Source organism: Steroidobacter sp. (assembly GCF_036406195.1).
GTDB lineage: Bacteria > Pseudomonadota > Gammaproteobacteria > Steroidobacterales > Steroidobacteraceae > Steroidobacter.
The window spans coordinates 45,142-67,344 of sequence record NZ_DASWVW010000060.1 but is presented as its reverse complement, the minus strand read 5'-3'; the positions used below and the strand labels follow the sequence as shown (position 1 = coordinate 67,344).

The window sequence follows — 22,203 nt, the reverse complement described above, 5'->3', positions numbered from 1 at the left end:
ACACATGCGACGGGGTGCCTGTACTCAAAATGTACGGGTCGTCACATGGGGCAGGTGGAGGCTCAACCCCTTAGGAGTTTTGCGATGACCAGCGTGTCCATGCGACAGATGCTGGAAGCGGGCGTTCATTTCGGACACCAAACCCGCTTCTGGAACCCGAAGATGGCTCCCTACATCTTCGGCGAACGTAACCGAATCCACATCATCAATCTCGAAAAGACGCTGCCCCTGTATCAGGAAGCGGCGGCTTTCATCCGCCAGGTCGTGGCGGACGGCGGCCGGGTGCTGTTCGTCGGCACCAAGCGTTCCGCCCGCGAGGCTGTGAAGCAGGCCGCGCTGCGCGCCGGCATGCCTTATGTCAGCCACCGTTGGTTGGGTGGCATGCTCACCAATTTCAAGACCGTGCGCGGTTCCATCAAGCGGCTGATGACGCTCGATGAGATGGCCACCAACGGCCAGCTCGAGCAGCACAGCAAGCGCGAGGCCCAGGGCCTGCGCCGCGAGCGCGAGAAGCTCGAGCGCAGCCTCGGCGGCATCAAGGAGATGGAGTCGCTGCCGGACGTGCTGTTCGTGATCGACGTGGGTCACGAAAAGATCGCCATTCACGAGGCGAAGAAGCTGGGCATCCCGGTGGTCGCCATCGTCGATACCAATTGCACGCCGGACGACGTCGATTACGTCGTGCCGGGTAATGACGATGCCATGCGCGCCATCCAGCTGTACGCCGAAGGCATCGCGGACGCGGTGCTGGAAGGCCGTTCGGCGCAGCCCGAAGTGCCGGCTGGCGAAGACGAGTTCGTCGAGCTGGACGAGGAAGGCAAGCCGAAGCCGAAGGCTGCGGGCGCGCCTGCCGCGCGTCGCGATCGCCGGCCTTCCGCGTCGGTCAAGAAGAAGACCCCGACCCGCCGGCGCGCGCCGGAGAAGCTGCCTGAAGGGCAGGTCGAGGAAGTGGTGGCTGCCGAGGTCGACGACGTCGAAGGCGACGTGTCTCCCGAAGAGTTCATGGCGCGCCGTCAGGCCGCGCTCGCCAAGCGTAAGCCGACCGGTGCTGCCGCGACCCCGGCTGCCAGCGACACGCCGACGGAGTAATTGATTCATGGCCGTTACAGCTGAAGCAGTAAAGACCCTGCGCGAGAGAACCGGCGCGGGCATGATGGAGTGCAAGAAGGCGCTGGTCGAAGCCAATGGCGACCTGGACGCCGCCGCCGAAGCGATGCGCAAGGCCGGCCTGGCCAAGGCCGACAAGAAGGCTTCGCGCATTGCCGCCGAGGGCGTGATCGTTCTGGAGCGCTCGGCCGACGGCAAGCGTGCCGCCATCGCCGAAGTGAACTGCGAGACGGACTTCGTCGCGCGTGAGAAGGATTTCCAGAACTTCGCCAACGCGGTCGCGCTGGCGGTGCTGGAAAAGAATCCGGCCAACGTGGATGCGCTGGGCTCGCTGCCGATCGACGGCGGCAAGTCCATCGAAGACACTCGCCGCGAGCTGATCGCCAAGATCGGCGAGAACATCACCGTGCGTCGTTTCCAGGTGATCGAGGCCCCGGCCGTGGTCGGCACCTACCTGCACGGCACCCGCATCGGTGCCGTGGTTGCGATGAAGTCCGGCGACGATGCCGTGGCCAAGGACCTCGCGATGCATGTCGCCGCGATCAATCCGGCCCGCGTCTCGGCCGCCGAAGTGCCGGCCGATGAAGTCGCCAAGGAAAGGAGCGTGTTCATCGAGCAGGCCGCGCAGGACCCGAAGAACGCCGGCAAGCCGCGCGAGCTGCTGGAAAAGATCGTCGAGGGCAAGGTCCGCAAGTGGCTGAACGAGATCACGCTGCTGGGCCAGCCGTTCGTCAAGGACGACAAGCAGACGGTGGAGCAGTACCTGAAAAAGGCGGGCGGCGAAGTGCTGTCCATCGTGCGTTACGAGGTCGGCGCCGGCATCGAGAAGAAGCAGGAAGATTTCGCCGAGGAAGTGCGCAAGCAGGTCGAGAGCTCCAAGAAGGCCTGAACTCTGACCCTGGTGGCATATCGAGCCATCCCGGGTACATGGATGTACCCCGCCGCCGCAGGCGGCGGCGAGGCGGCAAGAGTCACGGCTTTTGCCAACTCGCACGAAAGTCGTGGCAGGATGCCCGATCCCGAGTTAGAACCCCGCCTTGTGCGGGGTTCTTTATAATGGCCGGCAGCTTTATCTGAACGAAGGGTTTTATGGCAGCTACCAGTTCCCCGCCCGGCAATGGCCTGCGCCGCATCCTGCTCAAGCTCTCGGGCGAAGCGCTGATGGGCGAGGAGGACTACGGCATCGATCCGAAGATGCTCAAGCGCGTGGCCATGGAGATCCGCGAGGTGATGAGCCTCGGCATGCAGGTGGCGGTGGTGATCGGTGGCGGCAACATCTTCCGTGGCGCGGGCCTGGCACGAGCCGGCATGGACCGCGTCACCGGCGATCACATGGGCATGCTGGCGACGGTGATGAACTCTCTGGCCATGCAGGATGCGGTCGAAGCGCTGGGCATGTACGCACGCGTGATGTCGGCGATCCGGATCAACGAAGTCTGCGAGGAGTACATTCGCCGCCGCGCGGTCCGGCACTTGGAAAAAGGGCGGGTCTGCATCCTGGCGGCGGGCACCGGCAATCCGTTCTTCACCACCGACACGGCCGCTTCGTTGCGCGCCATCGAAATCGAGGCCGACCTGCTGCTCAAGGCCACCAAGGTGAACGGCATCTACTCGGACGATCCGATGAAGAATCCACACGCCACGCGCTACTCGCGCCTGACCTTCGAGAAGGTGCTGACGGACCGCCTCAACGTGATGGACGCGACTGCCATCGTCATGTGCCGCGACAATAATCTGCCGCTGCGCGTATTCGACTTGAACACCCCCGGCGAGCTGCTGCGCATCGTGCGCGGCGAAGACGTGGGCACGCTGGTAACCAACGGCTAAGAGGCGGTTAGCGGTTGGCGGTTGGTGGTTAGTCAGATATACAGAGCCGGGTTACCGGGATGGTCTTCTGAACTAACCACCAACCGCTAACCACCAACCGCTGGTTAGGAGAACGACCATGCTGGAAGACGTAAAGAAAGATGCCGTCGAGCGCATGCAGAAATGCGTCGTCGCATTCCGTAACGAGTTGAAGCGGCTGCGCACCGGACGGGCGCATCCGAGCCTGCTCGAGCACATTCGCGTCGAGTACTACGGCAACGAAGTGCCGCTGAACCAGGTAGCCAACATCGCGCTGGAAGATGCGCGCACCATCACCGTGACGCCGTGGGAGAAGACCATGGTGCAGGCGATCGAAAAGGCCATCATGAAATCCGACCTGGGCCTGAATCCCAACACCGCCGGCACGGTGATCCGAGTGCCGATGCCGCCGCTCACCGAAGAGCGCCGCAAGGATCTCACCAAGGTCGTGCGCCACGAAGCGGAGAACGCGCGCGTCGCGGTTCGCAACGTGCGTCGCGACGTGAACAACGAGATCAAGGACATGCTCAAGGAGAAGCTGCTGTCGCAGGACGACGAGCGGCGCGCGCAGGACGAAATCCAGAAGCTCACCGACAAGCACGTTGCCGAGATCGAGCAGGTGCTGCAGGAAAAAGAAAAAGAGCTGATGCAGATCTGATCATCATGGAACAGCGACTCGGGCATCCTGCCACTCGCGCTGTTGCGCTGGAGAAAAGGCGTGACCTTTCCCCAGCGCTCGCCACCTGTGGCGGCGGGCACATCCCTGTGCCTGGGATTGAAGAGTGAAGAATCCAAGCTCCGGCGGCATCCCGCGGCACATCGCGGTGATCATGGATGGCAACGGCCGTTGGGCCGCGGCTCGCGCGTTGCCGCGCACCGCGGGCCACGGGATGGGCGTGCGCTCGGTGAAGCAGATCGTCGAGAGCTGCGCCCAGCGCGGCATCGAAGCGCTCACCTTGTTCGCGTTCTCCAGCGAGAACTGGCAGCGGCCGCGCGAAGAAGTGTCCATGCTCATGAATCGTTTCCTCGAAGCGCTCGACGAAGAAGTCGAAGGCCTGCATCGCAACGGCCTGAAGATACGCTTCATCGGCAACCTGTCGCAGCTGTCGGCGGCGTTGCGCGAGCGCATGGAAGCAGCCATGCGATTGACCGCCGATAACACGGGCATGACGCTGGTGATCGCGGTCGCGTATGGCGGACGCTGGGACATCGCTACGGCCGCGCGCGAGCTGGCCCGGCGCGCGGCCGCCGGTGAGATACGCAGCGATGCAATCGACGAATCGGCGGTGGCCGCGCATCTGCAGCTGGCGCAACTGCCCGATCCCGATCTGCTCATTCGCACCGGCGGCGAACAGCGCATCAGCAACTTCCTGTTGTGGAATCTCGCCTATACCGAGCTCTACTTCTGCGACACGCTGTGGCCGGACTTCGGCGTGAAAGACCTGGACCTGGCCATCGAGTTCTTCTCGCGCCGGCAACGGCGCTTCGGCCTGACACCGGGCCAGGCGGGGGCACGCTGATGCTCCGCCAGCGGGTGATCACGGCGCTGGTGCTGGCTCCCTTCGTTCTGCTGGTCATTCTCTGGGTTCCCCATCCAGTCACTGCCGCGGTGCTGGCGGTGCTGGCGGCGGCGGGCGCCTGGGAATGGTCGGCCTTTCCCGGCTTCACGCACGCTTCGGCCCGGTTGGCCTACGTGGTCTTCATCGCCGCTTGCGTGGCGGCGCTCTGGTATGCCGGTGTCGACGGTCGCGAGTCGAACCTGCTGCTGTATGCGGCGCTCCTCTGGTGGGTGCTGGCGCTGCTGTGGATCGCCATCGCTCCGGCCAATGTGAATCGCGCCACCGCGGCCATCGCCGGCCTGTTCGCACTCGTGCCGGTCTGGGTGGCCCTGGTGCGCCTGCACGGCGAGTCCGCCCGGGGACCGCAGCTGATGTTGTTTCTTTTGCTGCTGGTGGTGGCCGCCGACATTGGCGCATATTTCTCCGGCCGGGCATTCGGTAGACACAAGCTCGCCCCGCGGGTCAGCCCGGGCAAGACCTGGGAAGGGGTGGGCGGAGGCCTGCTGGCGGCGGCGCTGATGGCCGCGGTGGGCGTATGGTGGTTCAGCATGGATACCGTGCCGTTCATGGCGTTGTGCATCGTGGTCGCCATCGCGTCGGTGGTGGGCGACCTGACCGAGAGTCTTTTCAAGCGTCACGCGGGCCTCAAGGACAGTGGCAGCCTGCTGCCGGGGCATGGCGGCGTGCTCGATAGAGTCGACAGCCTCACCGCCGCCGCGCCGGTCTTCGTGATCGGCCTGGAGTGCCTGGGGTTGCTGCGATGACGGGCCAGGCCCGCATGCGCGTCGCGGTGCTCGGGTCCACCGGCAGCATCGGCTTGAGCACGCTGGACGTGCTGGCTCGCCACCCCGAGCGCTTCGAGGTCTTCGCGCTCAGTGCGCACCAGAACGTCGCTCGCTTACGTGAGCAATGTCTTGCACATCGTCCGCAATTTGCCGTTGTGGTCGACGCCGCGGCCGCGGCCAGACTCGCTGCCGAACTGCAGTCCGCAGGCTCCAAAACAAAGGTGCTGGCTGGCGAAGCGGCGCTCGCTGAAGTCGCCGCGCATGATCAGGCCGATGCCGTCATGGCCGCCATCGTCGGGGCGGCCGGACTGCGCTCCAGCCTGGCAGCCGCCCGGGCGGGCAAACGGATCATGCTTGCAAACAAGGAAGCGCTGGTCATGTCAGGGCCCTTGTTCATGCAGGCAGTGCGCGAGGGCGGCGCCACGCTGCTGCCCGTCGACAGCGAGCACAACGCGGTGTTCCAATGCATGAGCGGGCCAGGCTCGACTCGAGCCGGCATCACCCGCACCGATGTGCGCCGCGTGCTGCTGACCGCCTCCGGCGGACCTTTCCTGCGCACACCGGCCAGCGCGCTGCGCGCCGTCACGCCCGAACAAGCCTGCGCCCACCCGCGTTGGGTGATGGGTCGCAAGATCTCGGTGGATTCGGCCACGCTGATGAACAAGGGGCTGGAACAGATCGAAGCCTGCCTGCTGTTCGCTTTGCCGCCGGCGCAGGTGGAGGTGGTGGTCCATCCGCAGAGCATCGTGCACTCGCTGGTCGAATACATCGACGGCTCGATGCTGGCGCAACTGGGCAATCCAGACATGCGCACACCGATCGCCCATGCGCTCGGCTGGCCGGAGCGGATTGCCTCCGGTGTAGAATCGCTGGATATCCTGCGGGCCGCGCGGCTGGATTTCGAAGCGCCCGACGCGACCCGGTTCCCGTGCCTGGGGCTGGCGCGCGCGGCGGCGGAGGCGGGCGGAACGGCGCCCGCGGTGTTGAACGCAGCCAACGAAGTCGCTGTCGAAGCATTTTTGCAGGGCCGGTTGTCATTCCTGGAGATTCCGGAAGTGATCGAGCGCGTGCTGGCGCGTCACCCGGCGACAGCGGCCGATTCGCTCGACGACGTGTTGAGCGCGGATGATTGGGCGCGCCGCGAGGCGCATGCGGCGCTTCGGGCAGCCGCGGGAGTGTGTGCATGATTTCCACCAACAGTCCCTTGGAAGTGTTGATCGCCATCGCCGCGTTCATCGTCGCCATCGGCGTGCTGGTCGCGGTGCATGAGTTCGGGCACTACTGGGTCGCGCGCCGGCTCGGCATCAAGGTGCTGCGTTTCTCCATCGGCTTCGGCAAGCCGCTGTGGCGACGCACCGGCAAGGACCCGGATCGGGTCGAATATGTGATCGCGGCCATTCCGCTCGGCGGCTATGTGAAATTGCTCGATGAGCGCGAAGGCAACGTACCCGACGCGGAGCTGCCGCGGGCGTTCACTCGCCAGCCGGTGTGGAAACGCATCGCCGTGCTGCTTGCCGGGCCGATGTTCAACCTGATTTTCGCGGTGTTTCTGTATTGGATCCTGTTCACGGCCGGCGTGCCCGCGCTGCGCCCGATCATCGGCGAGGTGACTCCGGATTCCATCGCCGCACGCGCTGGCCTGCGTTACGAGGATCAGATCATCGCGGTCGCCGGCAAGCCCACCGAAACGCTGGAAGCTGCCACGCTCGGCATCATCGAAGACCTCACCGACGACGGCACGATTGAAATGCGGGTGCGCGGCGTCGATGGCAGCGAGCGCGATCTGGCGCTGATCGCTGGCGATCGCAGCCGCGAGCTGACACAGCCCGAAGCGCTGTTGCCGGGACTGGGCTTCGATATCTGGCAACCGAAGGTGCCGGCCGTGGTCGCGACCGTGATGCCGGACAGCGCGGCGGCCAAAGCCGGCCTGCAGCCCGGCGACAAGATTCTCGCGGTCGACCAGCAGCCGGTCGCGGATTTCAATCAACTGGTGCGCCAGGTGAAGCCCAACCCCGGCCGCAGCGTCACGCTCGAAATCGAGCGCGATGGCCAGGCGATGAGCGTGCCCATCACCATTGGCGAGACCACTTCGGGCGGACGCACCGTCGGCCTGATCGGCGTGACGCCGGTGAACCAGCCCATCGAGACCGGCCGCACCCCGCAGGACCTGTTTACGCTGCAGAAGTACGGCGTGCTCGGCTCGATCAGCCAGGCGGCGGCCAAGACCTGGGACACCTCGCTGTTCACCTTGCGCATCGTCGGCCGGATCGTCACCGGCAATGTGTCATTGAAGGCGATTTCCGGTCCCATCAGTATCGCCGAGACCACGGGTTTCGCCGCGCGACAGGGCTGGCGCATCTTCCTGAGCACCCTGGCGCTGATCAGCATCAGCCTGGGCGTGCTCAACCTGATGCCCATTCCCATCCTGGATGGCGGCCAGATCGTTTATCAGCTGGCGGAACTGGTGAAGGGCCGGCCGGTCTCAGAACGTGCACAGCTGCTCGGGCAGCAGATCGGTATCGCGATGTTGATCCTGATGATGACACTGGCCTTCTACAACGACATCGCGCGGCATTTGAATTGACCCTGATGCTGAACAGACAGGCGGCGGGCAGCGGCCCGCTCGAGATGAACCCGCACAAGACAAATATGGCGAACGATAAAATAGGGGCACAGGGCTGATGCGGTTGAAGTCCATCATCCACGCGACGCTCGCGGTCGCAGCGGCGGGCGCGTTGCCGGGTGTCTGGCAGGGCGAGGCCGCGGCCCAGGTCGGCCAGGCGGCGGACGAGAGTTTCACGGTCGGCGATATTCGTATCGAGGGCCTGCAGCGCATCTCCGAAGGCACGGTGTACAACTACCTGCCGGTGAACATCGGCGACCGGATCGACCAGCGCCGCGTCCAGGAAGCCCTGCGCGCGATGTACAACACCGGCTTCTTCCGCGATGTCGAGATTCGCCGCGACGGCGGCACGCTGGTGGTGGCGGTGCTGGAACGTCCTTCGATCGAGAGCTTCGAGATCAAGGGCAACAAGGACATCAAGACCGAGGACCTGCAGAAGTCGCTGCGCAACGTCGGCCTCGCCACCGGCAAGACCTTCGATCAGTCGGTGCTGGACGAGGTCAAGCAATATCTCACCGACCAGTATTTCTCGCGCGGCAAGTACGCGGTGCGCGTCGAGACCAAGGTCGAGGAAGTGCCGGGCAACAAGGTCAAGCTGACCATCGACGTGAACGAAGGCAAGCGCGCGCGCATTCGCCAGATCAACATCGCCGGCAACACTGCGTTCACCGACGAGGAACTGCGCGAGGAGTTCGAGCTCAACACGCCCAACTGGCTGTCCTGGTACAAGCAGGACGACCGCTATTCGCGCGAGTCGCTGTCGGGCGACCTGGAAAAGCTGCGCTCGTACTACATGGACCGCGGCTATGCGAACTTCCACGTGACGTCGACGCAAGTGGCGATCGCGCCCGAGAAGGACGACATTTTCGTCACGGTGAACGTCGATGAAGGCGACGTGTACAAGATCTCCGAGATCAAGATGGCCGGCAACATGGTGGTGCCGGAGTCGGAGCTGCGCCGGCTGATCTTCTTCAAGCCCGGCGAGACTTATTCGCTGCGCAAGATCACCGCCACGCAGGAGGCGATGAAGCTGCGCCTGGGCGTGGACGGCTACGCGTTCGCGACCGTCGATCCGGTGCCGACGCCGAACAACGAGACCAAGGAAATCTCGCTGACGTTCGTGGTCGATCCGAAGAACCGCGTGTACGTGCGCCGGGTGAACTTCAACGGCACCTCGGGCGTGAACGACGAGGTGTTCCGCCGCGAAATGCGCCAGTTCGAAGGCGCGTATCTGTCGAACTCGGCGGTGGAGCGTTCCAAGCAGCGCATCCAGCGCCTGCCGTTCATCCAGAAGGTGGCGGTCGAGACCAACCAGGTGCCGGGCGCGGCCGACCTGGTGGACGTGGATTTCGAGATCGAGGAGGGCCTGCCCGGCCAGTTCGGCGGCGGCATCGGCTACTCCGAGTCGCAGTCCATCATCTTGAACGGCAGCTTCGTGCACTCGAACTTCATGGGCACCGGCAACCGCATCGCCATGGAGATCAACTCCGGCCGTTACGCCAAGGCGTTCAGCTTCTCGCACACCGACCGGTACACCACCATCGACGAAGTGCAGCGAACCATCTCGGCCGGCTATCGCGATGTCACGCAGTTCACCTCGGCGACCTCGGATTTCGATACCACGACCATCACGCTCGGCATCAACTACGACTGGCCGATCACCGAGTACCAGTATCTGGGCGTCGGTCTCTCGGCGCAGCGCGCCGAGCTGGTGACCAGTCAGACCGGCAGCGCCCAGCAGGCCACCGACTGGGTGCGCTCGAACGGCGATTCCCGGACCCGCTGCGTGGACCTGCTCAGTGACGGTATCTGCGCCCCCGGCCTCAGCTACGGCGATTACTTCCTGTACAGCAGCGACTTCGATACGCTCGAATTGAATCTGGGCTGGCGCTACGATTCGCGCAATCGCGCCATCTTCGCGGATCGCGGTGCGCGCCATCGTTTCAACGTCGGTTACACGATCCCGGGCAGCGACGTGGAGTTCTGGACCGCGTCGTACGATTACCTGCAGTTCGTGCCCATCTGGCGCAGCTTTACGCTGATGTTCAACCTCGAGCTGGCCTACGGCGAAGCCCTGGGCGACACCACGGCGCTGCCGCCGTACCGCCAATATTTCGGCGGCGGCCCGGACTCGGTGCGCGGCTTCCGCGAGAGCCGGCTCGGTCCCAAGGACAACTTCGGCCGGCCCTACGGCGGCAATATCAAGACCATTGCGCAGACCGAGCTGCTGCTGCCCATGCCGGAAAAGTGGCGCAACAGCGCCCGTTTCAGCCTGTTCTACGACATCGGCAACGTATTCTCGGACCAGAACATCAAGTTCTTCGGCCCGCAGCTCGCCGAGAACCAGGCGCCGCGGGAAGTCGACTACGGGTTCAGTTATGATGAGCTTCGGCAGTCCGCCGGCATTGCCGTGCAGTGGCTGGCGCCGCTGGGCGTGTTCCGGTTCAGCTACGCGGTGCCGCTCAAGAAATTCAGTGGCGACACGCCCGATCGCTACGGGGATGAGACCGAGGGCTTCCAGTTCTCGATCGGACAAGCGTTTTGACGGGTGTTTGACGGGCGTCGCGAACGGTACGCCGGTTTCGCGAAAGCCTGCTGCGGCGAGATTCGATCCTACGATAATGGGACCTATTCCGAGGTTGGATACATGGCACGTTTGAGTATTCCTGCTTACCTGCTGGCTCCGCTGGCGATGTCGGTGGCTCTGGGCGGCATGCTGGCTGCGCCGCTCGCGAGCGCCCAGTCGCAATTGAAGATCGCCGTCGTCAACGTGCCTCGCTTGCTGGAAGAGGCCCCGCAGGCCAAGACGGCGATGCAGGCGCTCCAGGACGAGTTCTCGCCCCGGCAGCGCGAGATGGCCGCCCAGCAGAAAGACCTGAAGGCCAAGGAAGAGAAGCTGCAGCGTGACGGCGCGGTGATGGCCGAGAACGAGCGTCGCAACGCCGAGAAGGAGCTGCGCGAGGGTCAGCGCGACCTGGCGCGCAAACAGAACGAGTACGTCGAAGATCTGAACGTGCGCCGTAACGAGGAGCTGGGCAAGCTGCAACGTTCCTTGCTGCAGGAAGTGCAGGCGTATGCGCGCTCGTCCGGTTATGACCTGGTGGTCGGCGACGGCGTGCTGTTCGTGAACGAGCAACTCGACATTACGCCGCAGGTGCTGAGCGCATTGCAGGCTCGTGCCAAGAGCGGCGGCGTGAAGCCCGCCAGCCCGCCGGCCAAGCAATAAACCCATGAACGCGCACCTCCATTCCGGGTTGCGCGGCTGAGCCGGGCGACGGCGATGTCCGCGCAGCCCGGCCTCAGCCTGGGCGAACTCGCCGTCCGCTTTGGCTGCATCCTCAAAGGTGATCCTGACCTGCGCGTGTCGCGGGTTGCTGCGCTGGAACGTGCGGACGCGCAGTCCGTCACGTTCCTCGCCAATCCCCGCTATCGCCGTTATTTGCAGCAGACCAAGGCGGGCGTCGTGGTGCTCGATCCGAAGCTGGCTGATGCCTGCCCGGTGAACGCGCTGCTCGCGAAGAATCCGTATGCAACGTACGCGCGCATCGCGGCTTTGTTGTATCCACCGCCGTCTGCGCCTCCAGGCCGTCATGCGACCGCGGTGATCGACGCATCGGCGCAGATCGATGCCAGTGCATCGATCGGCCCGCACGCCGTCGTCGGAGCGCGAGTGAAGATCGGTGCGCGCACCGTCATCGGCCCGGGCTGCGTCGTGATGGACGATGTAACGATCGGCGATGACACGCGCCTCACCGCAAATGTGACTTTATGTCACGGCGTCATCATCGGTAGCCGCTGTTTGTTTCATCCCAGCGTGGTCATCGGCTCCGATGGCTTCGGTCTCGCGCCCGATCAAGGCGAATGGATCAAGGTGCCGCAGGTGGGCTCGGTGCGCGTCGGCGACGATGTCGAGATCGGCGCCAGCACGTCCATCGACCGTGGTGCGATCGACGACACGGTGATCGGCGACGGCGTGAAAATGGATAACCAGATCCAGATCGGCCACAACGTGCGAATCGGCGATCACACAGCCATCGCCGGCTGCGCTGGCATCTCCGGCAGCGCCACCATCGGCAAGCGCTGCATGATCGGCGGCATGGTCGGCGTGGCCGGCCACCTGAGCATCTGCGACGACGTGGTGATCACCGGTAAGTCTTTCGTGTCGGGCAGCATCCGGCGGCCCGGCTACTATTCGAGCGGCCTGCCGGTCGACGAAACGCCGCGTTTCCGCAAGAATGCCGCCCGCTTCCAGCGGCTGGACGAATTCGTGCGCGAGGTTCGCCGGGAGCGAGACGCCGCCGAGGACGGGGGCGCGACGCAAGATTCCGATTCGACGAGTGGGGAATGACAAGGGTTCTATGACCGCAAGCAGTTCAACCTCCGGGCAGGATAAGGCGACCGGCGACGTGGCCGGCGTAGCGCTGCCACCGGCGATCACCATGGACATTCACGAGGTGATGCGACGGCTGCCGCACCGCTATCCGTTCCTGCTGGTGGACCGTGTGCTCGAGTGCGTCGCCGGCAAGCACATCCACGCGCTCAAGAACGTGACCGTCAACGAGCCGTTCTTCACCGGTCATTTCCCGCATCGTCCGGTGTTCCCGGGCGTGATCATCCTGGAATCGCTGGCGCAGGCCGCCGGCATCCTGGCCTTCGTCACCGCCGGCGTGTATCCGGACGAGCACCGCCAGCTGTATTTCGTCGGCATCGACAAGGCGCGCTTTCGCCGGCCGGTGGAGCCGGGCGACCAGCTGATTCTCAAGGCCACACTCGAGCGCTCGCTGCGCGGCATCTGGAGATTCGCCGCCATCGCCGAGGTCGGCGGCGAAGAGGCGTGCAGCGCCGAGATCATGGTGGCTCCCGGCGATACGAAGAAAAGCGGTTAGCGGTTGGTGGTTAGGGGTTAGTAGAACCGCGGTACGTCCAGCACAAGGATTCATTGACGATGACATCAGACACAGCAACGTTGGCCTGGTCTTTTCTTTCCAACCGCTAACCGCCAACCGCTAACCGCTGCCATGGCCATTCATCCCACAGCTTTGATCGACGCTGGCGCGCAGCTTGCGCCGGACGTGCACATCGGCGCATACACAGTGATCGGTGCCGGCGTCGTGATCGGCGGCGGCACCTGGATCGGGCCGCACGTGGTTGTCGAGGGACCGACCACCATCGGCCGCGACAACAAGATCTTCCAGTTCGCTTCGATCGGCGCCGCGCCGCAGGACTTGAAATACAACAACGAGCCGACGCGGCTCGAAATCGGCGATCGGAACACGTTCCGCGAGAACACCACTATCAACCGCGGCACGACCAAGGACCAGCTGGTGACCAGGATCGGCAGCGACAACCTGTTCATGACCGGCTCGCACGTCGGCCACGACTGCGTGATCGGCTCACATTGCGTGCTGGCGAATTACGCCACGCTCGGCGGTCACGTGATCATCGGCGACTGGGTGCACATGGGCGGCTTCGCCGGCATTCATCAGTTCTGCCAGGTTGGCGCGCACGCATTCATCGCCAACAACACCGCCGTGACTCGCGATGTGCCGCCGTTCGTGATGGCGGTGGGCCGGCCGGCCGAGCCGCACAGCGTGAACTCGGAAGGCTTGAAGCGCCGTGGCTATTCGCCCGAGCAGATCCGCAACATCCGCGATGCCTATCGAATCCTGTATCGCTCGCAGCTGAAGCTGATCGAGGCCACCGAACAGATCGAGCAACGCGCCAAGACACAACCGGAGCTGCAGCCGCTGCTCGACTTCCTGAACGACTCCACGCCGCGACGCGAGCGCGTTGGCATCGTCCGGTAGCGAGTGAGTACCACCGGCGCATCAACAGTCTCGCCCAGACGTTTGCGGGCGACTCCGCACCTTTGATCGGTTGGATAACGACGTGACTTCCAATGACGGCGCACCGCTGATCGTCCTCGTGGCAGGCGAGGCTTCCGGCGACAACCTCGGTGCGCAACTCATCACTGCTCTGCGCCGACGCATCCCGAACGCCCGCTTCGCCGGCATTGCCGGATCACGCATGGTGGCGGCAGGCTGCGAGGCGTGGGACCGAGTCGAGAGTCTCTCGGTGATGGGGCTGTTCGAAATCATTCCCCATCTGCCGCGACTGCTGCGCATTCGCCGCAACCTCATCGACCGCGTGCTCGCCGAGCGGCCGGCGGTGTACGTCGGTGTGGATGCGAAGGAATTCAATCTGCGCATCGCGCCGCGCTTCAAAGAGGTGGGCATTCCGACCGTGCAATACGTCAGCCCGCAGGTCTGGGCGTGGCGGCAGGGGCGGGTGCATACGATCGGCAAGGCCGTGGACCTGGTGCTGTGCCTGCTGCCGTTCGAAAAGCAGTTCTATGACGAGCATTCGGTGCACGCCGAATTCGTCGGTCATCCGCTCGCCGATCAAGTACCCATGGAGATGAGCGCCGAGACGGCGCGCTACCAGTTGGGCGTGCCGGAGAAGGGGCAGTACGTCGCCGTGCTGCCCGGCAGCCGGCCAGGCGAGGTCTCGCGGCTCAGTCCGGACTTCGTGGCGACCATGGGTTGGTTGATCCGACGCCAGCCGGACCTGCGCTTTATCGCGGCGCTGGCCAACGACTCGACGCGCATGACCTTCGAGGCGGCGCTCGAGCGCTCCTCGGAGCCCACGCTTCGCGACCGGCTCACGTTGATGTCCGGGCATGCGCAGACGGTGATGGCGGCCAGCGACGTGGTGCTGCTGGCCTCGGGCACCGCGACCCTGGAGGCCACCTTGATCAAGCGTCCGATGGTGGTGGCGTATCGCTTAGGGATGCTGACAAGTTTTCTTCTCAAGCGCTTGAAACTCTTCAAGGCGCCGTTCTTCGCCCAGCCCAACCTGCTGGCCGGCCGCGAGCTGGTGCCGGAGTTCTTCAACTCCGAGGTGCGCGCCGAAGTGCTCGGCCCCGCGGTGCTTCAGCAACTGGAGCGTGCCGATCGCGAGCAGCTCGTGCAAACTTTCGCCTCCATCCACGAGACCCTGCGGCGCGACGCGAGCTCGCGCGCCGCCGACGCGATCGTGGCATTGCTCGCAAACAAGCAACTGCTGGCGCCCGGCGGCTGACGCCGCCGACAGCACGCGTTGGTGTAAAAGAGGACGATGGCAGCATCTCAGCGAACAATGGCTTTGCCGTTGCAGGCGCCCGGGCTGGTGGCCGGCGTCGACGAGGCGGGGCGCGGGCCACTGGCGGGCCCGGTGGTCGCGGCCGCTGTCATTCTCGATCCTCGCCGCCGCATTCGCGGCATCAAGGATTCCAAGCAGTTGGAAGCCGGGGAGCGCGAGGCCCTGGCCATCAAGATCCGCTCGGCGGCGCTGGCCTGGTCGGTGGCCTGGGCCGATGTGGAAGAGATCGACTGCCACAACATCCTGCAGGCTACGCATCTCGCCATGCGTCGCGCGCTCATCGGCCTGCACATCCACCCCGGTCACGTCCAGGTCGACGGTAACCTGTGTCCGTCCTTCGCCGGACTGCCGATGAAGTGCAGTTACGAAGCAATCGTCGATGGCGACGCTCTGCGCACTTGCATCGGCGCCGCGTCCATCCTCGCCAAGGTCACGCGCGATCGCATGATGGTCGAGCTCGATGCGCTCTATCCCGAATATGGCTTCGCCTCGCACAAGGGTTACAGCACGCCGCAACACTACAAGGCGCTGAAACGTCACGGGCCCACGCCGATTCATCGGCGCAGCTTCGAGCCGGTGCGGCTGGCAGGCGAGCGGCGGTTGTCGCTCGCCGACATGGGTGAGATGAGGGCCGATGACGAGCGCGACCTTGCGCACGCCGATGCGGCCCCGCTGGCGGTCGTCGATCTGCAAGCTGCTGCCCGGGCCGATTCGTAGTGTCGATGTTCGTTCACCTGCACCTGCACACGGAATACTCGCTGGTCGACAGCGTGGTGCGCATCACGAAGGAGGGCGACAATCCCGGGCTGATGGATGCGGTCGCAGCGGCCCAGATGCCGGCGGTCGCGCTCACCGACCAGAGCAATCTGTTCGCGATGGTGAAGTTCTACAAGGCGGCGCAGTCCGCCGGCGTGAAGCCCATCATCGGCGTGGACCTGCGCGTGTACGAGCCCGGCGATCGCGCCGAGCCATCGGCGCTGGTGCTGCTGTGTCAGAACAATGTCGGCTACAACAATCTTTCGAAGCTGGTCAGCAAGTCGTACCTGGAAGGCCAGAGGAAGGGCGTGGCCACGGTCGATCGCTCCTGGCTGAATGCCGAGGACCTGAGAGGTCTGATCGCACTGTCCGGCGCGCGCGAGGGCGATATCGGCCGGGCCATTGTCAATGGCCGCGACGATGATGCACGCAGCGCGCTGGATTTCTGGCTCGACCTGTTCGGCGATCGTTTCTATCTGGAGCTGCAGCGTACCGGGCGCGAAGGCGACGAACGGCACGTGCAGGGAGCATTGGACCTTGCGATTGCGCGTGGCGTGCCGGTGGTCGCGACCAACGACGTGCGTTTCATTCGCAAATCGGATTATGAGGCGCACGAGGCGCGCGTCTGTATTCACGACGGCGCGCTGCTGGGCGACCCGAAACGTCGGCGCCGCTACTCCGAACAGCAATATCTCAAGTCGCCAAAGGAAATGGCGGAGCTGTTCAAGGACGTGCCCGAAGCGCTCGAGAACACCGTCGAGATTGCGCGCCGCTGCAGCCTGGAGCTGAAGCTCGGCAAGAGTGTGCTGCCGAAGTTCCCGACGCCGAACGACATGCCGGTCGACGACTACCTGCGTGAGCAATCTCGCAAAGGTCTGCAGGAGCGACTGGTCCAGCTGAAGTCATCGCCGGTGCAGGGCCGCGTGATTCCCGACGAGGAATACCAGGAGCGCCTGGAGATCGAGCTGGGCGTCATCATCCAGATGGGCTTCCCCGGCTACTTCCTGATCGTCGCGGACTTCATCAAGTGGGCCAAGGAGAACGGCGTGCCGGTGGGGCCGGGCCGTGGCTCCGGCGCAGGCTCGCTGGTGGCGTTCTGCCTGGGCATCACCGACATCGATCCGCTGCGCTATGACCTGCTGTTCGAGCGCTTCCTCAATCCCGAGCGCGTGTCCATGCCCGACTTCGACGTCGACTTCTGCATGGACGGCCGCGATCGCGTCATCGAGTACGTGGCGCATCGCTACGGCCGCGAGCGTGTTTCGCAAATCATCACCTACGGCACCATGGCCGCGAAGGCAGTGGTGCGCGACGTCGCGCGAGTGTTCGGCCAAAGCTATGGTTTCGCCGACTCGATCGCCAAGCTGATTCCGTTCGAGCTGGGCATCACACTCAAGGCCGCGCTCGAAAAAGAAGAAGAGCTGCGGCGCCGCTATCAGAACGAGGAGGAGACGCGCGCCATCCTCGACATGGCCATGTCCCTCGAAGGCCTGGTGCGCAACGCCGGCATGCACGCCGGTGGCGTGGTGATCTCGCCATCGGTGCTCACGGACTTTTCGCCGTTGTTCTGCGACGAGAACGGCCAAAGCATTGTCACGCAGTTCGACAAGGACGACGTCGAACAGGCGGGCCTGGTCAAGTTCGACTTCCTGGGTCTGCGCACGCTCACCATCATCGATTGGGCGGTGAAGGTCATCAACGCCCAGCGCGCGCAGAAGGGCGAGCCGCCGCTCGATATGAACGCGTTGCCGATGGACGACGCTGCGACTTTCGAGCTGCTGAAGCGCTGCGAAACCACCGCCGTGTTCCAGCTGGAATCGCGCGGCATGAAGGACTTGATCCGCCGCCTGCAGCCGGACTGCTTCGAAGATATCGTCGCGCTCGTGGCGCTGTTCCGTCCCGGCCCGCTCGAATCGGGCATGGTCGATGACTTCATTCAGCGCAAGCGCGGCAATACCACCGGTCCCATCGATTATCTGCATCCCGATCTGCAGCCGGTGCTGGCACCGACTTACGGCGTCATCCTGTATCAGGAGCAGGTGATGCAGATCGCGCAGGTGCTGGCCGGCTATTCGCTCGGCGGCGCCGACCTGCTGCGTCGCGCGATGGGCAAGAAGAAGCCCGAGGAGATGGCCAAGCAGCGCGCCATCTTCGTCAAGGGCTCGACCGAGCGCGGCGTCGATCAGCATCAGGCCGAGCACATTTTCGACCTGATGGAGAAGTTCGCCGGTTATGGCTTCAACAAGTCGCACTCGGCCGCGTACGCGTTGCTGTCGTATCAAACGGCCTGGCTGAAGGCGCACTATCCGGCGGCCTTCATGGCGGCGGTGTTGTCCTCCGATATGGACAAGACCGAGAAGGTCGTGACGCTCATCGACGAAGCGCGGCGCATGCGCTTGAAGGTCGAGCCTCCGGATGTGAATTCTTCGAACTTCATGTTCACCGTGTCGGGCGAGCGCACCATTCGCTACGGCCTGGGCGCGATCAAAGGCGTCGGTCAGGCCGTGGTGGAGATGCTGGTCGAGGCGCGCAAGAGCGAGCCGTATCGCGACCTGGCCGACATGTGCCGCCGCAGTGATGCGAATCGTATGAATCGTCGCGTGCTGGAGGCGTTGATCCGTTCCGGCGCGGTGGACTCGCTCGGCGCGAACCGCGCCACGTTGATGCATTCGCTGCCCTCGGCCATGCAACTCGCCGATCAAACGATCCGCGCTCGTGCCGTCGGGCAGGACGATATGTTTGGCTTGATGGATACCAGTGCGACGGCGGCGCCAGCGGTCGTCACCGAGGTATTGCCGGACTGGAGCCGGCGTGTGCGCCTGGATGGCGAGCGCGACACGCTCGGCTTGTATCTTACCGGCCACCCGTTCGAGGAGTTCGAGGCCGAGGTCAAACCCATCACCAGCGGCCGCATCGTGGATCTCACGAGCGACCGGCCCGCGCCCAGCGGCGGCGAAGGCTTCCAGCAGTTCAAGGGCAAGCCGGTGACGGTTGCCGGCATGGTGTTCGACGTGGGCAAGCGCGGCCAGCGCGTGATCTTCACGCTCGATGACCGCAGCGCCCGTATGGAAGCCTCCATGTTCGAGGACGTGTGGCAGCAGTATCGGACCGTGATCGCCAAGAGCGCGATCGTGATCGTCGAAGGTCAGCTGCGGTTCGATGAGTACATCGAGGGCTGGCGGCTCAATGCCAAGCGCGTCATCGATATCGACCAGGCTCGCGAGCAGCACGCCAAGCGCCTGGCCGTGCGCTGGCCGCCTGGCCTGGACGCGCAGGGCCAGCGCAATTTCCTCAAACAACTCGAGCAGACTTTGCGGCCGTTCCGCGGCGGCCGCTGCGCCGTCGCGGTTTACTACACCAGTTCCAATGCCCGAGCTGAGTTGGTGCTGTCGCAGGAGTGGCAGGTGAAGCCGACGCGTGAGCTCACGGAGCGGCTCTCACAGCTGTGCGGGCATGACGGCTTCAAGCTGATCTATGGCGCGCCAAGCGTCAATTGACGCTCGTCCCGCGCGCAACGTGCACGACGTCGCGCGCGAGCATGGATTGATCAAGTGGATTCCGAGCCCGCCTTCAGGGCTTCGACCTGGATCTGCAGCTCCACTTCCTGCTTGAAGCCGTAGCCCTTGCCATAGCTCACGCCGAAGTCTTCGCGGTTGATCTTGCCGGAGGCGTCCGCGCCGCAGACCTCTGTCTTTTTCATGGGGTGCGGCTTGCACAGGAACTGGTTGATCTTCAGCTTCACCGGCTTGGTCACGCCGTGCAGGGTGAGCGAGCCTTCGACTTCGGTGGGGGCGCCGTTCTTGAAGTTCACCAGCTTGCCGCTGTAGGTCGCGGTCGGAAACTGCTCGACGTCGAAAATATCGGGCGATCTCGCGTGCTCGTTCATCTTCTCGTGGCCGAAGTCGATTGTCTTCATGTCCATCGTCACATCGACGGTGCCGGTCTGCGCGGCGGTGTCGAGCGTGATCGTGCCGGAGCTGCTGTTGATCTTGCCGCGCCAGTTGGACAGCCCGCCCATGTGGTCGGCGGTGAAGCTGGGGTAGGTGTGGCTGGGATCGATGTCGTACTTGACGGGAGCGGCGCTCGCGGCGGCGCCGAGCGCGGTGGACGCAGCAAGGGCAAGCAACAATGACTTCATTCGAATCTCCGTCGATCGAGAGTGGGAAAGAACGATTCAGCCGCCGGCCCGCTTGGCCTTGAAGCCGCGCGCCGTCAACTCTTGAACCAGTTTGTCGCGATGGTCGCCTTGAATTTCGATGCGGCCGTCGGCGACGGCGCCGCCCGAGCCGCACTTCTTTTTCAGTTCGGTGGCCAGCGCGGCGAGTTGCTCGGCGGGCAGGCCGAGACCGCTGATCACCGTCACGCCCTTGCCTTTGCGCCCTTGCGTTTCACGGCTGACGCGCACCACGCCGTCGCTCGATGTCTTGCCGGGGGTGCCTTTCTTGCAGACACACTCGCGGACCGGGCGCAGGCAGTTGGGACAACGCTCGCCGATGCCCGTTGAATAGACGATGCCGCCGCCGTCGGGCGGAGCTTTGCGCGTGGACGTCATCGGAGCAGGGCGGTGTCGTTCATGAGGGCATTCATGGCGCGAAAGTGTTGCGGCTTTCTCGGGCATGTGCAACCGCGACCGGCCGCCCGCGCAGGCAGTATGCGCACATAAGACTTATGCCGCGGAGAAAGGAATCCAGCTCGACCGCTGTAGCTTTACCGTGGCCCTGGTGGCGGCCTCGGCCTCACGAAGTGGGGCCGCGCTTGTCTCAGGGCTGCGCCAGCTGCGTGATGCCGCGTTTGCGCTTTTCTTCGGCCACCATGTCACGCACGTCGTTCAACAGGCGCCTGGCGTCATAGATGATGCCGTCCTTGATGGTGTACTTGACGCCGCCGACGCGATGAGTGCGTCCGTCGTCGCCGAGACGCACGTGACCGGTGCCGTACATCACTTTGAAGTTCGCGACCGGGTTCTCGTCGATGATGGCCAGGTCTGCGAGCTTGCCCGGCTCGATCGAGCCGATACGATCCTCGGCGCCAAGCGCCTGCGCGCCGTTCAGTGTCGCCGAGCGAATCACTTCCAGGGGATGGAAGCCGGCCTCGCGCAACAGTTCCAGCTCCTGGATCGTGCCGAAGCCATAGAGCTGATAGATGAACCCCGAGTCGGAGCCGACCGTGACGCGGCCGCCACGATTCTTGTAGTCGTTCACGAACGCCATCCACAGCCGGTAGTTGTCGCGCCAGGCGATCTCGTCCTCGCTGCCCCAATCGAAAAAGAAACTGCCGTGGTTGTCGCGGTTCGGCGTGTAGAAGTCCCACAGCTGCGGCAGCGTATATTGCTCGTGCCAGTCAGCGCGTCGTGCGCGCATCAGGTCGCGAGATGCCAGATAGATGGTGAACGTGGGATCCAGGGTGAAGTCGAGCGACAGCAGTTCCTCGATCACGGCCTCGTATTTCTCGCTGCCCGGCCTGGCGGTCTGGCGCCATAGACGGCCGGCCTGGCCGAAGCGATCCTGCTCGTTGTTGTAGTTGTAGGCGGGCGGATAGTCCTGCACGGTGCGGTCGTCGAACAGCGCTTCGGGCAGTCCGTACCAATGTTCCATGGTCGTGAGCCCCCAACGCGCCGTGGTCAGCGCATTGACGCGGCGGACGTCGAGCTGCGCATGGTGACAGGCGCTGCGCATGCCTTGCTTCTTCAGCTCGTCGAAGACGGCTTGCAGCACCTCGGGCCGATAGCCGAAGCACTTCATGCCGACCGCGCCCTTGGCCTTGATGTCACGTACCCACTGGCGCCCCTGTTCGGCAGTGGTCAGCGGCTTTTCCGGGAGCAGGAAGGCGAATGGAAAAATGCGTGGCGCGGTGATCTCGTTACGTTCGCTCCGGCGCGTCTCGCTGGCGCACCACTCGACACCGTTGCCGCAGCCGGGATCGCGAATGGTGGTGATGCCGTGGGCCATCCAGAGCTTGTAGACGTATTCGGCAGAAACTCCTTGCTCGCTGCCGCCGATGTGGCCGTGCATGTCGACGAGGCCCGGCAGGACATAGTGGCCGCTCAGATCGATCTCGCGGCCCCCCGGCTTGAGCTTGGGGCGACGGGGATCGAGCTTGGCGCCGCCGGGAGCGCCCACGGACATGACATTCACGATGCGATTGCCTTCGATGACGATATCGGCGGGGCCGAAGGCGGGCGCGCCGGTGCCATTGATGACGGTCGCGCTACGCAGGATCAGTTGCGAGTACGGACCTTCACCTTCCTGGCGAGGCGGCGCTGGTGGCACCTTGAATTCGCTTTCGGCTGCCAGGCTCGGGCCGGTGGGCAGCATCATGCTCAGCGAAAGCGTCGCCCAGGCGAGGGTCAGTCGGGATCGCATGCGTCTGTATCTCCGTGCCGCGAGGG

At 64.4% G+C, this 22,203-nt stretch carries 18 protein-coding genes and 1 pseudogene; 16 read left to right on the top strand and 3 right to left on the bottom strand.

Translation table 11 applies throughout. The features are described 5' to 3' along the window. Positions 1-84: 84 nt before the first annotated feature. The 16 genes and pseudogenes from rpsB to dnaE form a co-directional block, all read left to right on the top strand. Positions 85-819: pseudogene (gene rpsB, locus VGE08_RS23575) on the top strand (30S ribosomal protein S2); the annotation flags it as partial. A gap of 277 nt (positions 820-1,096) precedes the next feature. After that, positions 1,097-1,996: a translation elongation factor Ts gene (gene tsf, locus VGE08_RS23570; protein WP_331070381.1), complete on the top strand. Its 900-nt coding sequence runs from the start codon at positions 1,097-1,099 to the stop codon at positions 1,994-1,996. Positions 1,997-2,196: 200 nt separating this feature from the next. Then, entirely contained in the window at positions 2,197-2,934 is a 738-nt protein-coding gene (gene pyrH / locus VGE08_RS23565; protein ID WP_331070380.1) for a UMP kinase, read from the top strand. Positions 2,935-3,052: 118 nt separating this feature from the next. After that, entirely contained in the window at positions 3,053-3,610 is a 558-nt protein-coding gene (gene frr, locus VGE08_RS23560) for a ribosome recycling factor (protein WP_331070379.1), read from the top strand. 124 nt (positions 3,611-3,734) lie between these two features. Further along, the gene (gene uppS / locus VGE08_RS23555) at positions 3,735-4,472 is read left to right on the top strand and encodes a polyprenyl diphosphate synthase (protein WP_331070378.1); all 738 of its coding nucleotides are present in this window, start codon (positions 3,735-3,737) and stop codon (positions 4,470-4,472) included. Further along, positions 4,472-5,275 (top strand): phosphatidate cytidylyltransferase, encoded by an 804-nt coding sequence (locus tag VGE08_RS23550; protein WP_331070377.1) that lies wholly within the window; start codon positions 4,472-4,474, stop codon positions 5,273-5,275. The genes uppS and VGE08_RS23550 overlap by 1 nt, the downstream gene beginning before the upstream one ends. Next, the gene (gene ispC / locus VGE08_RS23545) at positions 5,272-6,483 is read left to right on the top strand and encodes a 1-deoxy-D-xylulose-5-phosphate reductoisomerase (protein WP_331070376.1); all 1,212 of its coding nucleotides are present in this window, start codon (positions 5,272-5,274) and stop codon (positions 6,481-6,483) included. The genes VGE08_RS23550 and ispC overlap by 4 nt, the downstream gene beginning before the upstream one ends. Then, the gene (rseP, locus tag VGE08_RS23540; RefSeq protein ID WP_331070375.1) at positions 6,480-7,880 is read left to right on the top strand and encodes an RIP metalloprotease RseP; all 1,401 of its coding nucleotides are present in this window, start codon (positions 6,480-6,482) and stop codon (positions 7,878-7,880) included. Before ispC ends, rseP begins: the two co-directional genes overlap by 4 nt. 103 nt (positions 7,881-7,983) lie before the next feature. Then, complete coding sequence (gene bamA, locus VGE08_RS23535; protein WP_331070374.1) at positions 7,984-10,464, top strand: outer membrane protein assembly factor BamA; 2,481 nt, start codon at positions 7,984-7,986, stop codon at positions 10,462-10,464. A 102-nt stretch (positions 10,465-10,566) separates the two neighbouring features. Next, positions 10,567-11,145, top strand: coding sequence for an OmpH family outer membrane protein (locus tag VGE08_RS23530; protein ID WP_331070373.1), 579 nt, complete (start codon positions 10,567-10,569; stop codon positions 11,143-11,145). 54 nt (positions 11,146-11,199) lie between these two features. Continuing rightward, a complete protein-coding gene (gene lpxD, locus VGE08_RS23525; protein WP_331070372.1) occupies positions 11,200-12,267 on the top strand; it encodes a UDP-3-O-(3-hydroxymyristoyl)glucosamine N-acyltransferase in 1,068 nt (355 codons plus the stop codon). Between the two features lie 91 nt (positions 12,268-12,358). After that, on the top strand, positions 12,359-12,805 hold the full coding sequence (gene fabZ, locus VGE08_RS23520; RefSeq protein WP_331070410.1) for a 3-hydroxyacyl-ACP dehydratase FabZ: 447 nt from the start codon (positions 12,359-12,361) through the stop codon (positions 12,803-12,805). Between the two features lie 132 nt (positions 12,806-12,937). Continuing rightward, a complete protein-coding gene (gene lpxA / locus VGE08_RS23515; protein ID WP_331070371.1) occupies positions 12,938-13,726 on the top strand; it encodes an acyl-ACP--UDP-N-acetylglucosamine O-acyltransferase in 789 nt (262 codons plus the stop codon). A gap of 82 nt (positions 13,727-13,808) precedes the next feature. Continuing rightward, a complete protein-coding gene (gene lpxB, locus VGE08_RS23510) occupies positions 13,809-14,999 on the top strand; it encodes a lipid-A-disaccharide synthase (protein ID WP_331070370.1) in 1,191 nt (396 codons plus the stop codon). A 36-nt stretch (positions 15,000-15,035) separates the two neighbouring features. Then, the gene (gene rnhB / locus VGE08_RS23505; protein WP_349258787.1) at positions 15,036-15,776 is read left to right on the top strand and encodes a ribonuclease HII; all 741 of its coding nucleotides are present in this window, start codon (positions 15,036-15,038) and stop codon (positions 15,774-15,776) included. Between the two features lie 5 nt (positions 15,777-15,781). After that, the gene (gene dnaE, locus VGE08_RS23500) at positions 15,782-19,312 is read left to right on the top strand and encodes a DNA polymerase III subunit alpha (protein ID WP_331070409.1); all 3,531 of its coding nucleotides are present in this window, start codon (positions 15,782-15,784) and stop codon (positions 19,310-19,312) included. A 50-nt stretch (positions 19,313-19,362) separates the two neighbouring features. Here dnaE and VGE08_RS23495 read toward each other — a convergent pair whose 3' ends face one another. From VGE08_RS23495 to VGE08_RS23485, 3 genes are all read right to left on the bottom strand, one after another. Further along, the gene (locus VGE08_RS23495; RefSeq protein WP_331070368.1) at positions 19,363-19,953 is read right to left on the bottom strand and encodes a YceI family protein; all 591 of its coding nucleotides are present in this window, start codon (positions 19,951-19,953) and stop codon (positions 19,363-19,365) included. Between the two features lie 36 nt (positions 19,954-19,989). Then, on the bottom strand, positions 19,990-20,367 hold the full coding sequence (locus VGE08_RS23490) for a translation initiation factor Sui1 (RefSeq protein ID WP_331070367.1): 378 nt from the start codon (positions 20,365-20,367) through the stop codon (positions 19,990-19,992). Positions 20,368-20,575: 208 nt separating this feature from the next. Then, complete coding sequence (locus tag VGE08_RS23485; RefSeq protein ID WP_331070366.1) at positions 20,576-22,177, bottom strand: amidohydrolase family protein; 1,602 nt, start codon at positions 22,175-22,177, stop codon at positions 20,576-20,578. Positions 22,178-22,203: the final 26 nt, after the last annotated feature.

What these genes read in the sequence shown, in the direction of transcription:
- tsf (WP_331070381.1), top strand. Translation starts at nt 1,097, where the DNA reads ATGGCCGTTACAGCTGAAGCAGTAAAGACCCTGCGCGAGAGAACCGGC.
- pyrH (WP_331070380.1), top strand. Translation starts at nt 2,197, where the DNA reads ATGGCAGCTACCAGTTCCCCGCCCGGCAATGGCCTGCGCCGCATCCTG.
- frr (WP_331070379.1), top strand. Translation starts at nt 3,053, where the DNA reads ATGCTGGAAGACGTAAAGAAAGATGCCGTCGAGCGCATGCAGAAATGC.
- VGE08_RS23550 (WP_331070377.1), top strand. Translation starts at nt 4,472, where the DNA reads ATGCTCCGCCAGCGGGTGATCACGGCGCTGGTGCTGGCTCCCTTCGTT.
- ispC (WP_331070376.1), top strand. Translation starts at nt 5,272, where the DNA reads ATGACGGGCCAGGCCCGCATGCGCGTCGCGGTGCTCGGGTCCACCGGC.
- rseP (WP_331070375.1), top strand. Translation starts at nt 6,480, where the DNA reads ATGATTTCCACCAACAGTCCCTTGGAAGTGTTGATCGCCATCGCCGCG.
- VGE08_RS23530 (WP_331070373.1), top strand. Translation starts at nt 10,567, where the DNA reads ATGGCACGTTTGAGTATTCCTGCTTACCTGCTGGCTCCGCTGGCGATG.
- lpxD (WP_331070372.1), top strand. Translation starts at nt 11,200, where the DNA reads ATGTCCGCGCAGCCCGGCCTCAGCCTGGGCGAACTCGCCGTCCGCTTT.
- fabZ (WP_331070410.1), top strand. Translation starts at nt 12,359, where the DNA reads ATGGACATTCACGAGGTGATGCGACGGCTGCCGCACCGCTATCCGTTC.
- lpxA (WP_331070371.1), top strand. Translation starts at nt 12,938, where the DNA reads ATGGCCATTCATCCCACAGCTTTGATCGACGCTGGCGCGCAGCTTGCG.
- rnhB (WP_349258787.1), top strand. Translation starts at nt 15,036, where the DNA reads ATGGCAGCATCTCAGCGAACAATGGCTTTGCCGTTGCAGGCGCCCGGG.
- dnaE (WP_331070409.1), top strand. Translation starts at nt 15,782, where the DNA reads ATGTTCGTTCACCTGCACCTGCACACGGAATACTCGCTGGTCGACAGC.
- VGE08_RS23495 (WP_331070368.1), bottom strand. Translation starts at nt 19,953, where the DNA reads ATGAAGTCATTGTTGCTTGCCCTTGCTGCGTCCACCGCGCTCGGCGCC.
- VGE08_RS23490 (WP_331070367.1), bottom strand. Translation starts at nt 20,367, where the DNA reads ATGACGTCCACGCGCAAAGCTCCGCCCGACGGCGGCGGCATCGTCTAT.
- VGE08_RS23485 (WP_331070366.1), bottom strand. Translation starts at nt 22,177, where the DNA reads ATGCGATCCCGACTGACCCTCGCCTGGGCGACGCTTTCGCTGAGCATG.